General features: G+C 57.6%; 6 protein-coding genes, 2 tRNA genes and 2 rRNA genes. 8 read left to right on the top strand and 2 right to left on the bottom strand.

The annotated features are described in order from the left end of the window. Nucleotides 1–14 precede the first annotated feature (14 nt). From AC3RCG_RS00890 to AC3RCG_RS00865, 6 genes are all read left to right on the top strand, one after another. Nucleotides 15–91, top strand: a tRNA-Ile gene (locus tag AC3RCG_RS00890). A gap of 27 nt (nt 92–118) precedes the next feature. Next, a tRNA-Ala gene (locus tag AC3RCG_RS00885) sits at nt 119–194 on the top strand. 250 nt (nt 195–444) lie between these two features. Beyond that, a 23S ribosomal RNA gene (locus AC3RCG_RS00880) occupies nt 445–3,334 on the top strand. A gap of 139 nt (nt 3,335–3,473) precedes the next feature. Continuing rightward, nucleotides 3,474–3,586: ribosomal RNA gene (rrf, locus tag AC3RCG_RS00875) — 5S ribosomal RNA — on the top strand. Between the two features lie 172 nt (nt 3,587–3,758). After that, nucleotides 3,759–4,232 carry a MarR family winged helix-turn-helix transcriptional regulator gene (locus tag AC3RCG_RS00870; RefSeq protein WP_070221725.1) on the top strand — a complete coding sequence of 158 codons (474 nt, stop codon included), beginning with the start codon at nt 3,759–3,761 and terminating at the stop codon, nt 4,230–4,232. A 22-nt stretch (nt 4,233–4,254) separates the two neighbouring features. Next, nucleotides 4,255–5,103: a CPBP family intramembrane glutamic endopeptidase gene (locus tag AC3RCG_RS00865; RefSeq protein ID WP_409027550.1), complete on the top strand. Its 849-nt coding sequence runs from the start codon at nt 4,255–4,257 to the stop codon at nt 5,101–5,103. A 13-nt stretch (nt 5,104–5,116) separates the two neighbouring features. Here the strand turns inward: AC3RCG_RS00865 and dacB are convergent, their stop codons facing one another. Both dacB and AC3RCG_RS00855 read right to left on the bottom strand, forming a co-directional pair. Next, nucleotides 5,117–6,619 (bottom strand): D-alanyl-D-alanine carboxypeptidase/D-alanyl-D-alanine endopeptidase, encoded by a 1,503-nt coding sequence (dacB, locus tag AC3RCG_RS00860; RefSeq protein ID WP_492404844.1) that lies wholly within the window; start codon nt 6,617–6,619, stop codon nt 5,117–5,119. Nucleotides 6,620–6,627: 8 nt separating this feature from the next. Continuing rightward, nucleotides 6,628–7,866 carry a nucleoside recognition domain-containing protein gene (locus tag AC3RCG_RS00855; RefSeq protein WP_070221728.1) on the bottom strand — a complete coding sequence of 413 codons (1,239 nt, stop codon included), beginning with the start codon at nt 7,864–7,866 and terminating at the stop codon, nt 6,628–6,630. A gap of 216 nt (nt 7,867–8,082) precedes the next feature. Here AC3RCG_RS00855 and AC3RCG_RS00850 point away from each other — a divergent pair, with 216 nt between their 5' ends. Both AC3RCG_RS00850 and AC3RCG_RS00845 read left to right on the top strand, forming a co-directional pair. Then, nucleotides 8,083–9,888 (top strand): ABC transporter substrate-binding protein, encoded by a 1,806-nt coding sequence (locus AC3RCG_RS00850; RefSeq protein ID WP_492404847.1) that lies wholly within the window; start codon nt 8,083–8,085, stop codon nt 9,886–9,888. 217 nt (nt 9,889–10,105) lie between these two features. Beyond that, nucleotides 10,106–12,898, top strand: coding sequence for a TonB-dependent receptor (locus AC3RCG_RS00845; RefSeq protein ID WP_409027554.1), 2,793 nt, complete (start codon nt 10,106–10,108; stop codon nt 12,896–12,898). Nucleotides 12,899–12,936: the final 38 nt, after the last annotated feature.

Here is a 12,936-nt window from a genome sequence, read left to right as displayed (position 1 = left end):
AGAAGTTCCGCGTTGGGGCTGTAGCTCAGCTGGTTAGAGCACCGTGTTGATAACGCGGGGGTCGTTGGTTCGAGTCCAACCAGCCCTACCAGTAAGACCCGAGTCGTAGAAATATCCTGGGGGATTAGCTCAGCTGGGAGAGCACCTGCTTTGCAAGCAGGGGGTCGTCGGTTCGATCCCGTCATCCTCCACCAAAGTTTTACCCGAAAGTGCAAATGTAAGCCAGTCAAATAGACTCAGGTTTAGATTTGATCTTTTAGCGATCAAAGCTGTTTCGTTCTTTAACAATCTGGAAGAAGTAAAGATTATTTATTGATCGGTTTGCCGTAAAAAGCAAATCGATGGGTAATGATTGTATGTATCAACAAACAAGCAACAACGTTGTACTTTCTTATCCCTGTAGCGCTCTTTGATCACCTCGGTGATCAGAGGCTAACGTTATAGGGACAAGCGAATAAGTGCACATGGTGGATGCCTTGGCGATTACAGGCGATGAAGGACGTAGTAGCTTGCGATAAGCTGCGGGGAGTGAGCAAACACACTTTGATCCGCAGATTTCCGAATGGGGCAACCCACCCTTTTAGGGTATTGCATACTGAATACATAGGTATGCAAGGCGAACGCGGCGAACTGAAACATCTAAGTAGCTGCAGGAAAAGAAATCAACCGAGATTCCCAAAGTAGCGGCGAGCGAAATGGGAAGAGCCTGTACGTGATAGTCGGACCGATAACAGAATCCTCTGGAAATAGGAGCCATAGCGGGTGATAGCCCCGTATGTGAAATCGGACCGGTGGTACTAAGCGTACGACAAGTAGGGCGGGACACGTGACATCCTGTCTGAATATGGGGGGACCATCCTCCAAGGCTAAATACTCGTAATCGACCGATAGTGAACCAGTACCGTGAGGGAAAGGCGAAAAGAACCCCGGAAGGGGAGTGAAATAGATCCTGAAACCGTGTGCATACAAACAGTAGGAGCGGACTTGTTCCGTGACTGCGTACCTTTTGTATAATGGGTCAGCGACTTACATTCAGTGGCAAGGTTAACCGCATAGGGAAGCCGTAGAGAAATCGAGTCCGAATAGGGCGATCAGTCGCTGGGTGTAGACCCGAAACCAAGTGATCTACTCATGGCCAGGATGAAGGTGCGGTAACACGCCCTGGAGGTCCGAACCCACTAATGTTGAAAAATTAGGGGATGAGCTGTGGGTAGGGGTGAAAGGCTAAACAAACTTGGAAATAGCTGGTTCTCTCCGAAAACTATTTAGGTAGTGCCTCAAGTATCACCATCGGGGGTAGAGCACTGTTATGGCTAGGGGGTCATTGCGACTTACCAAACCATTGCAAACTCCGAATACCGATGAGTGCGAGCTTGGGAGACAGACGTCGGGTGCTAACGTCCGGCGTCAAGAGGGAAACAACCCAGACCGCCAGCTAAGGTCCCAAAGATTGGCTAAGTGGAAAACGAAGTGGGAAGGCTAAAACAGTCAGGATGTTGGCTTAGAAGCAGCCATCATTTAAAGAAAGCGTAATAGCTCACTGATCGAGTCGTCCTGCGCGGAAGATGTAACGGGGCTAAGCCAGTCACCGAAGCTGCGGATATTGTTCTGTGATTTATCACAGATATATATGGTAGGAGAGCGTTCTGTAAGCCTGCGAAGGTGTCTTGTAAAGGATGCTGGAGGTATCAGAAGTGCGAATGCTGACATGAGTAGCGATAATGGGGGTGAAAAGCCTCCACGCCGTAAGCCCAAGGTTTCCTGTTCAACGTTCATCGGAGCAGGGTGAGTCGGCCCCTAAGGCGAGGCAGAGATGCGTAGCTGATGGGAAGCAGGTTAATATTCCTGCACCGTCGTATGATGCGATGGGGGGACGGATCGCGGAAGGTTGTCTGACTGTTGGAATAGTCAGTTTCTGTCTCATAGAAGGCGCTTAGGCAAATCCGGGCGCGGAATTCAAGGGGATGGGACGAGTGAACTTGTTCACGAAGCAATCGGAAGTGGTTCCAAGAAAAGCCTCTAAGCTTCAGTCATACGAGACCGTACCGCAAACCGACACAGGTGGGCGAGATGAGTATTCTAAGGCGCTTGAGAGAACTCGGGAGAAGGAACTCGGCAAATTGGTACCGTAACTTCGGGAAAAGGTACGCCCCGGTAGCTTGACTGGTTTACTCCAGAAGGGTGAAAGGGTTGCAATAAACTGGTGGCTGCGACTGTTTAATAAAAACACAGCACTCTGCAAACACGAAAGTGGACGTATAGGGTGTGACGCCTGCCCGGTGCTGGAAGATTAAATGATGGGGTGCAAGCTCTTGATTGAAGTCCCAGTAAACGGCGGCCGTAACTATAACGGTCCTAAGGTAGCGAAATTCCTTGTCGGGTAAGTTCCGACCTGCACGAATGGCGTAACGATGGCCACACTGTCTCCTCCCGAGACTCAGCGAAGTTGAAATGTTTGTGATGATGCAATCTACCCGCGGCTAGACGGAAAGACCCCATGAACCTTTACTGTAGCTTTGCATTGGACTTTGAACCAATCTGTGTAGGATAGGTGGGAGGCTTTGAAGCGGGGACGCTAGTTCTCGTGGAGCCAACCTTGAAATACCACCCTGGTTTGTTTGAGGTTCTAACCTTGGTCCGTTATCCGGATCGGGGACAGTGCATGGTAGGCAGTTTGACTGGGGCGGTCTCCTCCTAAAGTGTAACGGAGGAGTTCGAAGGTACGCTAGATACGGTCGGACATCGTGTTGATAGTGCAATGGCATAAGCGTGCTTAACTGCGAGACTGACAAGTCGAGCAGGTACGAAAGTAGGACATAGTGATCCGGTGGTTCTGTATGGAAGGGCCATCGCTCAACGGATAAAAGGTACTCTGGGGATAACAGGCTGATTCCTCCCAAGAGTTCATATCGACGGGGGAGTTTGGCACCTCGATGTCGGCTCATCACATCCTGGGGCTGTAGCCGGTCCCAAGGGTATGGCTGTTCGCCATTTAAAGTGGTACGTGAGCTGGGTTTAAAACGTCGTGAGACAGTTTGGTCCCTATCTGCCGTGGGCGTTGGAAATTTGAAGGGGGCTGCTCCTAGTACGAGAGGACCGGAGTGGACGAACCTCTGGTGTACCGGTTGTCACGCCAGTGGCATTGCCGGGTAGCTAAGTTCGGAAGAGATAACCGCTGAAAGCATCTAAGCGGGAAACTTGCCTTGAGATGAGATTTCCCAGAGCCTTGAGCTCTTTGAAGGGTCGTTCGAGACCAGGACGTTGATAGGCTGGGTGTGGAAGTGCAGTAATGCATTAAGCTAACCAGTACTAATTGCCCGTACGGCTTGTCCCTATAACCTTAGCAGGTACAGAGGATAAGACGGTACAACGTTGCGTGTGTGTTGATACACCAATTCATTACCCCAATCTTTGCTTCTTCCAGATTCATGGCCTTGTCGTCCTACAGGAGACAAACGCCGGTACAAGTTATGCCTGATGACCATAGCAAGTTGGTCCCACCCCTTCCCATCCCGAACAGGACCGTGAAACAACTTTGCGCCGATGATAGTGCTGCAACCAGTGTGAAAGTAGGTTATCGTCAGGCTTGTTATTCGCAGTAGAGAAAAACCCCGCCGGACTCCGGTGGGGTTTTTTTTCGTCTGGCGATTCCTCGCCACTCCTCCTCTTTTCAGCTACCCCCTGCTACTTTGTGCATAAAATGCAACAGCTTTCAGCATTTATATAAGTGCTTATGTAAATGCTGTTACTATCGCTACATGAAACAAGGACTCGGAACACAACTACGCCACCTGATCGAACTGCTGGACGGCGCCGTCCAGCAAGCCTACGCGGACGCGGGTCTCGATTACCGGCCGCGCTACACGCCCGTGATGCGGGTGCTGGCGCAACAGCAGAGCGCGACCATCGGCCAGTTGGCCGAGCTGGCGGGCATCACGCAGCCGGCCGTCACCCAAACGGTGGCATTGATGAAAAAGGAAGGCTTGCTGCTGGTGGCAGCCGGTGGCGAGGATGGCCGTCAGCGCGTGGTACGCCTGAGTAGCCAGGGTGAGGCCCTGCTGCCCCATCTGCAGAGGTGCTGGCAGGCGACCAAGTGTGCTGCCGACAGCCTGGATGCGGAATTGGCATTTCCTTTATCCACATGCCTGGCGCAAGCCATCACGATGCTGGAACAGCGCTCATTTGGCGAGCGTATCCGCGATACAAGCAAGCAGCTAAAAACAACGCCCTGAAAACTATCTGAGGAAAGCGACGATGGACAATACCCTGAGCATGGCAACAAAAAAATCCCCTCTGGCCCGCCTGATGGCCTATCCCCTGGTGCAGATTGTGCTGGGCATGGTCCTTACCTTTGCCGGGATACCGCTGGTAATGGGCACCGCTTCCCAACTGGTGGAAAAGCCCTACCGCATCCTGTGGCCGCAGTTGCTGGCGGCGCTGCTCGTGTGGTGCGGCTACCGTTTCTATGTGCGGTGCATCGAGAAGCGCCAGCCGGCCGAATTGGCAATGCCGGGCATGGCGCGTGAACTGGGACGCGGATTGCTGCTCGGCGCCGGACTGGTCTTTCTCACCTTTGTCGTGCTGGCAGCGCTGGGCGTATATCAGTTTAGCGGCGTCAACGCCCCGAGCTTCATGTTGCTGCTGCCGCTGGCGGAACTCGTGCTGGTCGGCATGGCCGAGGAGATGATGTTTCGCGGCATCCTGTTCGGCGTGACGGCACGTGCGCTGGGCAGCAAGGCCGCCATCGTGATTTCATCGCTGGTGTTCGCCCTGGCCCATTTGCCCAATGCCGGTTTTTCGCTGCTGGCCATCGCCGCGATTGTCACCTATGGCGTGCTGCAGGCCGCACTGTACATGCGGACGCGCCGCCTGTGGGTGTGCATCGGCACGCATGTCGGCTGGAATTACTGTGTCAGCCAAGTGTTTTCCTCGACGGTATCGGGCCACGCGGCCACGGACGGCCTGCTGCGCGGCGAACTGGCGGGCAATGTCATGCTGACGGGCGGCGCCTTCGGTGTGGAAGCGTCGCTGGTGACGATCCTGCTAATCGGCGCTGTCGCCGCGTATGTGCTGCGCCTGGCGTTTGCCAGCGCACCACGCTAGGCCGCTACCGGCCTTATTGGCCGGCCACCACCGGCACGGCGCCGCTCCTGGCCACCCACTCGATCAGCGCATCGACGGCGGCGCGGCCATTGCCGTTGCCCACCAAGTCGCTATTGATCATGGCGACCACTACGCACTGTTGATTATTCGCATCAGGTACGTAGCCGGCGATGGCGACCACATTTTTTAATGTCCCCGTCTTGATGCGGGCCCGCGCGGCGGCCGGGCTGTTCAGCAAGCGCTTGCGCATGGTGCCGTCCAGCGCCACGATGGGCAGGCTGGATTGGAACTCGGGCGCCCACGGGCTTTGCTGCATCGCCTGCAGCACGCCAGCCATTTGCGCTGGCGCAATGCGTCCCGTGCGCGACAAGCCGGAACCGTTGTCGACCAGCATGCCCTGGGTGTCGATATGGTGCCGCTGAAACCATTCCTGGATCACTTGCCGCGCCCGGCTGGCCGTGTCTTCCGGCGCAGCCATGGCGACGGGGCGGCTGCCTAGCCAGCCATCGCTTTGCAAGCTGCCCAAGCTGAGGAACAGGGTGCGGGCCAGGGTGTTGTCGGAGGTCTTGTTGATATCGCGTAATACTTCCGGCAAGGCGCGCGCCACGTGGTCGGCCAGCATGCGCGTGCCGACGGGTTCGGCCGTCGGCGGCAAGCCGGTCAACGGCGCTTCGCGCACCGTGCCCGTAATCGTGCCGCCCAGGCGTTTCCACGTGGCGCGGAACAAGCGGTCTGCATAATCGTTGCGGTCAAGCACATTGATGCTGGTCGCCTTGCTGCAGTTTTGCGGGAAAGTGCCGTGCAGAATCACTTGCAGCTTGCCGCTCGCATCGCGCCGGTATTCTGGCGGACGCCAGCCATCTTCCCATCGCGCGCAATTGCCCTTGACCAGTTTCATGTCGCTCGTGATGCTGACATTCTCGAGCGGCGGCTGCATGAGGATGCTCAATTGCCGGTCCGTCGAGTTCATATTGATATCGAGCAAATTAGTGTTCAACAACAAGGCATCGGGGATGACGTTGTAGCGGAACTCGGCCGACTCGTCGAACGGCGGCGCGCCGATGTCGGGCCGGGCCGGCTGGAACAGCTGGCGGTCCAGGATCAGGTCGCCCTTGATTTTCACGATGCCTTGGTTGCGCAGGGTTTGCAGCATGTGCGCCAGCACGTCCCCGTTGAAATCCGTGTCGGCGCCGCCGCGCAGGATCAGGTCGCCCTTCAGCACGCCATTGATGACGTCGGCGCTGGTGCGCAGCTCCGTGCGGCCGCGGAAGATGGGGCCCAGCTGTTCCAGGCCCACGGCCGTCGTCACCAGCTTCATGGTGGATGCGGGCTGCATGCTGCGCTCGGCCCCATGCGACAGCACGGTGGTGTTGCCGCGCAAGACGATGGCGCCCATGGCGTCTTCGGGGATATTCGCGCTGCGCAATAGCAGGCTGACGGATTCGGGCAATTGCGCCTGGGCATTCGACAAGCCGATGCCAGCCAGCAAGGCGGCGATGAGGATGGGACGAAACATGGCGCTCCTTAATGGAAAAAGACGTAGGCGACGAAGACAGCCGTGACCACGCCAGCCAGATCGGCGATCAGGCCGGCCGTAATGGCATAGCGCGTCTTGCGGATGCCCACCGAGCCGAAGTACAGGGCCACGATATAGAAGGTGGTGTCGGCCGAGCCCTGGAAGACGCAGGCCAGGCGGCCGACGAAGGAGTCGACGCCGTAGGTATTCATGGCGTCGATCATCATGGCTTTCGAGCCGGAACCGCTGAGCGGCTTCATCATGGCCGTCGGCAGGGCGGGCACGAAGTCCGTATTGATGCCCAGGTTGGCGAAAAACCAGTTCATGCCGCTCATCAGGAAATTGAACACGCCCGCGTTGCGGATGACGCTGATGGCCACCAGCATGCCGACCAGATAGGGAATCACGGTGATCGAGGTCTGGATGCCGCCTTTCGCCCCTTCGATGAAGGCGTCATACACGTTCACCTTCTTGCGCAGGGCGCCGATGATGAAGATGGCAATGACGCTGATCAACACCAGGTTGCTGACCACTTTCGAGACCAGCTCGATTTCCTGCTTCGTCAGGTACTGCGTGAAATACCAGATCATGGCGACGATGGCGCTCGTCATGCCGCCCATCCAGCCCAGCACAACCCTGTTGAGCAAGTTGATGCGCTGCTTGATGGATACCGTGATGATACCGACCATGGTGGCGACATAGGTGGCGATCATGCACGGGATAAAGATGTCGGACGGATCGGCCGCGCCGAGGATCGAGCGCTGCGCCATGATGGCCAGCGGAATCAGGGTCAGGCCCGAGGTGTGCAGCACCAAAAACATGATTTGCGCATTCGTCGCCTCTTCCTTGTTCGGGTTCAAGGTTTGCAGGCTTTCCATGGCCTTTAAACCGAACGGCGTGGCCGCATTGTCCAGGCCCAGCAGGTTGGCCGAGAAATTCATCACCATGTGGCCCGTGGCCGGATGGTCTTTCGGAATTTCCGGGAAGATGCGCGAAAAGAACGGCGCGATGACTTTTGCCAGCCAGCCGACGATGCCCGCCTTTTCACCGATGTTCATGATGCCGAGCCACAAGGTCATCACGCCCGCCAGCGGCAGGGCGATATCCATCACGCCCATGCGCGCCGTTTCGAACGTGCCGTCGATGATGCGCTTGAAGATATCGGTATCGCCGAGAAACAGCCACTGCAGCACTGCGGCCAGGAAGCCAACGAGGAAAAAGCCGGACCAGATGTAATTAAGTGCCATATGCGATCAGTTCTGTATTTCGGGGAGGTGAAAAGGTGCTGCAAGCAAAGTATAGAGGCAGCCCGATACGAGTTGATGAAAGAATGCAGCAATCGCATGCCAAAAAGTTATAAGCTGGCAGCCTGTTTTCATTGGCGCCCCGTAGCTTGCCCGCGTAGTGTGGGGGATGTCTGTCGCTTATCGCTGTTCGTTACCCTTGTCTGCACTGGATCACTGATGATGTTTTTACGCAAAACCGCCTGCGCCGCCGGCCTGGCCCTGTTGACGCTGTTTACCGCGCCCGCCGAGGCCGCCACCGATGCCCGCGCGAACAAGACCCTGCACTTATTTTTAAGCACCAGCGAGACGGGCCTGGACCCGGCCGTGGCCTCGGACCTGGCCAGCCTGAATTTGATGGAAAACATTTTTGACCCCTTGCTGCGCTACGACTACCTGGCGCGCCCGGTACAGCTGCAGGGCAATACGGCGCGCGGCTTGCCGACCGTGGAAGACGGCGGCCGCATGTATACCTTTCACTTGCAGCCGGGTATTTTCTTCACCCCCGATCCCGCTTTCAAGGGCCAGCCGCGCGAAGTGACGGCGCAGGATTATGTGTACAGCCTGACGCGGCTGTATGACCCCAGCCTGAAGTCGCCGTGGCTGTTCTTGCTGGAAGACAAGCTAGTCGGCGACGCGGCCCTGAAAGCCAAATTCAGCTACGACACGCCGATCGCCGGTTTGCAGGCGCTGGACAAATACACCTTGCGCATCCGCCTGAACGCCATCGATCCGAATTTCCTGTTCTACCTGGCCATGCCGGCGACCGCCGTGGTGGCGCGCGAAGTGGCTGAAGCGTACCCGGCGGCAGGGCAGATCGGCAACCATCCCGTGGGCACGGGACCGTTCCTGGTGAAGGAATGGAAGCGCAGCGACAAGATCGTGCTGCAAGCCAACCCGACTTTCCGTCCTGCCGTGTTCCATACGGAAACCACTGCGCTGGCCGCCTTGCCGGCCGACGCGCGCGCCATCGCCGCCGCGCTGGAGGGTAAACGTTTGCCCCTGGTCGGGCGCATCGAGGTGCGGATCGTTGAGGAATATCAATCGCGCATGCTGGGATTCCTGAAAGGCGAATTCGATTACCTGGAGCAAGTGCCGGAATCGATGACGGACATGGTGCTGGAAAACGGCGCCCTGAAACCGGCATTGGCTGCCAAGGGTTTGCAGCTGACGCGCTTTCCCGTGCTGCAGACGTATTACATGTGGATGAATATGGACGATCCCGTGCTGGGCGGCATGAGCAAGGACAAGCTGGCCCTGCGCCGTGCCATCGCCCTCAGCTACAACAGCCGCGAAGACATCGCGTTATTAAAGAAAGGCCTGGCTTTGCCGGCGCAGTCGCCGCTGCCGCCCAACGTGCTCGGCTACGACAAGGATTACCGCAGCCCCGTCGGCTACGATCCGGCGCTGGCGCGCGCCTTGCTGGAGCGCTTCGGCTACAAGGCGGGCGCCGACGGTTTCCGCACGCAGCCCGACGGCACGCCCTTGATCCTCACCATGCACACGGAGCCGAGCACGGTGGGCCGGCTGCGCGATGAATTGTGGCGGCGCAACCTGAACGCCATCGGCCTGCGCGTGGAGTTTAAAAGCGACAAGAAGACGGAAATCATCAAGGCGTCGCGCCTGGGCAAGGTGCAGATGTTCGAGACCAATTGGATCGCCGACTTCCCCGATGGTGATAACTTTATGCAATTGTTGTATGGCGGCAACGTCGGCCGCGCCAACTATGCCCGCTTCAACTTGCCCGATTACAATAAACGCTATGAGGAGGCGCGCCTGCTATCCGATACGCCGCGCCGACGCAGTCTGTACTTCGACCTGTTTCAGCTGATCCACGCTTACACGCCGTGGGTGCTGCTGACGCATCCCATCTCTGCCGACCTGCAGCAACCGTGGCTAAAAAACTACAGGCGCCACCCCGTGGAATTCACGTCCTGGCGCTATCTGGACGTGGATAAAACCAAGGGCCGCCCCGCAGGCAAGTGACCACGTCGCTGAAAAGGGCATTCATTCCAAAAAGTTATGGTTAGGAAAGCATTTTTCATTGGCTGGGCCCGGACGCATCGCGCTACTCTGAAAATGAAAACAAATAAAGTAAAGCGCTGGCGTCATAAAAAAATGTACCGCGAGACAGACGCCGCGACCTTACAAAACAGCCTGGACTTGAGAACTCAAGTTTCGATTGCCCAACAAGGAGAGACCAGTGAAATTGAAGAAACTAGCGCAGTTGGTGGCATTGATGGGGGTGGTGGGGCCGGTGATGGCACAGGAAGCGGCGGAGCCAGCAATGCAACGGGTCGAAGTGACGGGCAGCAGCATCAAGCGCGTGGCCAAGGAAGGCGCGCTGCCGGTGCAAGTCATCACCTTTGACCAGATGGAAAAGCAGGGCATCACGACGGCCGAGCAACTGGTGCGCACCCTGTCGGCGAATGGCACAGGTGCCGAAAACATGACTTCGGGCAATAACGTGTTTGGCGCCGACGCCGACCGTCTTGCCGGTGGCGCCTCGTTCGCCTCGCTGCGCGGGCTGGGACCGGGCGCGACTTTGGTACTGCTGAATGGCCGCCGCGTGGCCACGCACGGTGCCAGTGGCCGTGCCGTCGACTTGAATTCCATTCCGCTGGGCGCAATTTCTCGTGTGGAAATCCTCAAGGATGGCGCCTCGGCCATCTACGGCACGGACGCCATCGGCGGCGTGATCAATTTCATTCTGAAAACCAATTACAGCGGCGTGGAAGCGTCCGTTTCCACCAACGATACGCAGGCAGGCGGCGGCGCCACGCGCCGCGCCTCGCTCCTGGCCGGCAGGGGTTCGCTGGAAGAAGACCGCTACAACATCATGGCCAGCCTGACCGTCGATAAAGCGCAACAGCTCAATGGCCGTGACCGCTCCTTCGTCAACGGCTACCAGCCGGGCCGTGGCCTGTCGCCCGACACCACGGGCACGCCATTCGCCAACCAGATGTCGGGGCCGGGCACGGCACTGCAAATCCCCAATCCTGATCCGACAAAACCAGGGACGTTTATTGGCGGTTACACCTTGCCTGGCGACCCGACGGTGTATCTGCAAGCCAATCCCCTGAGCTTCCAGGGCAAGTGCGACAGCATCGCCGGCATGTCGCAGTATCAGACGGCACTGTGGAAAGACGTGACCTCACCGCGCAGCACCACGCATTCGTGTGCGTATGATTACGGCGCCGACTATGTGCTGCAATTTCCCGTCGAGCGGGCCAATTTCCTGTCGCGTGGAACTGTCCAACTGGCGCCCGACCACCGCATGTTTGTAGAAGTGCTCGGTTCGCGCACCAAGGCCACGGCGATCCTGACGCCGATGCAGGTGCAGACGAGCATCGCCAACAAGGCCGTGTATCCGGTGGGCGGCGCGTATTACCAGGATTTATCGGCCTATATTCCCACGTTCGACAATACCAAGCCGATTGCCTACAAATGGCGCGCCAATGAGATCGGTAACCGCACGCAGGAAAACACCACCGACAATGCGCGCGTGCTGCTGGGTTTTGAAGGCAACTTCGGCAAGTGGGATTACAAGACCGGCGTTTCCTACGCACAGAGTACCACCAAGACCAAGCTGACAGATGGCTATTCCTACACGGACAAGTTATATGCGGCCTTGGGGACAGGGATCATCAATCCATGGGTGGGCGCCGGCCAGAGCCAGACGGAAGCGGCCAGGCAATTGATCGAATCGACCAAGTTCCGTGGCGACTTCCAGCATGGCAAGACGACCCTGACGCAGATCGACGGTTCCGTATCCGGCGAGCTGTTCCAACTGCCGGCTGGCGCCGTGGCGATGGCCGCCGGCTTTGATTTACGCCGCGAGGGCTACAGTTTTGGACAGGATGTCGATGCCAACCTGATTCTATTGGCGCCAGGAAATGCCGCCTTGAAGGATGTCAGTCGCAACGTCAAGGCCGTGTATGCCGAGTTGCTGGTACCCATCATGAAAGACCTGGAAATGCAGCTGGCCGTGCGTCGTGACGATTACAGCCAAGTGGGCGCCACCACGAATCCCAAGGTTGCCTTGCGTTACCAACCGGCCGAGTTCGTCCTGTTCCGCGCCTCGGCCAGCAAGGGATTCCTGGCGCCGAGTTTCGACCAGCTCTATTCAGGTGTATTGACGCAGGAATTGCCGAATGGTGTGAAAGATCCGGAAGGCTGTATCAAGCATCCCGGCGTGACCGAATACTGTTCCATTCCCCGCCTCATTTACACGACGGGCGGCAACCTGAACCTGAAGCCGGAGACGTCGAAGCAGGGCAGCGTCGGTATCGTCATCGAACCGGTGAAGGGTTACTCCGCCTCGTTCGATTACTGGGCCATCAATACCCAGGACCAGCTCCTGAAACGCACGCCGCAAGTCGTGCTGGCCAATTACCAGGCGCTGAACCAGTACATCTTCCGCAAACCCGATGGCACCATCGATTACGTGCAGGCGGGCTGGTTCAATGCGGGTGGCAGCCGCGTGCGCGGCCTGGACGTGAGCTTGCGCGGCGAAGGCAAGGTCCAGGACGCGAAATGGACTGCAACCCTGGACGGCACGTATATGGACAGCTTCAAGTTTGCCGAATACAAGGGGCAAGAATACAAGGAGCTGGTTGGCAACTTCTACACGCGTGATTTGTACTTGCGCTGGAAACACAATGCCAGCTTCAGCGTATCGCGCGGCGACTGGAGCGGTTTGCTCGTGCAGAGTTTTGCTTCCGGCTACAAGGACCAGGTACCGAATGATGGCAAGGGGACGCCGCCACCAGGTTTCAAATCCGATGTGTCCAGTTACACCACGTACAGCTTGTCGGGCACGTACACGGGCTTCAAAAATACCACCATCACAGTGGGTATCCAGAACTTGTTCGACCGCGACCCGCCATTCACTGCGCACAACGTGGATGACGTGGTGGGCGCCGGCTGGGACCCGCGCGTGGCCGACCCGCGCGGCCGCTCGCTGTCGTTCCAGCTGAAGTACAAGTTCATGTAAGGCGGTCATGCCGGCGGCGATCCCGTCGGCATGCTAAC

The sequence above is a fragment of the Janthinobacterium sp. GW823-FHT01H08 genome (assembly GCF_058797855.1).
Note: the sequence above shows the minus strand (reverse complement) of the source record. Positions and strands in the feature narration are given on the sequence as shown.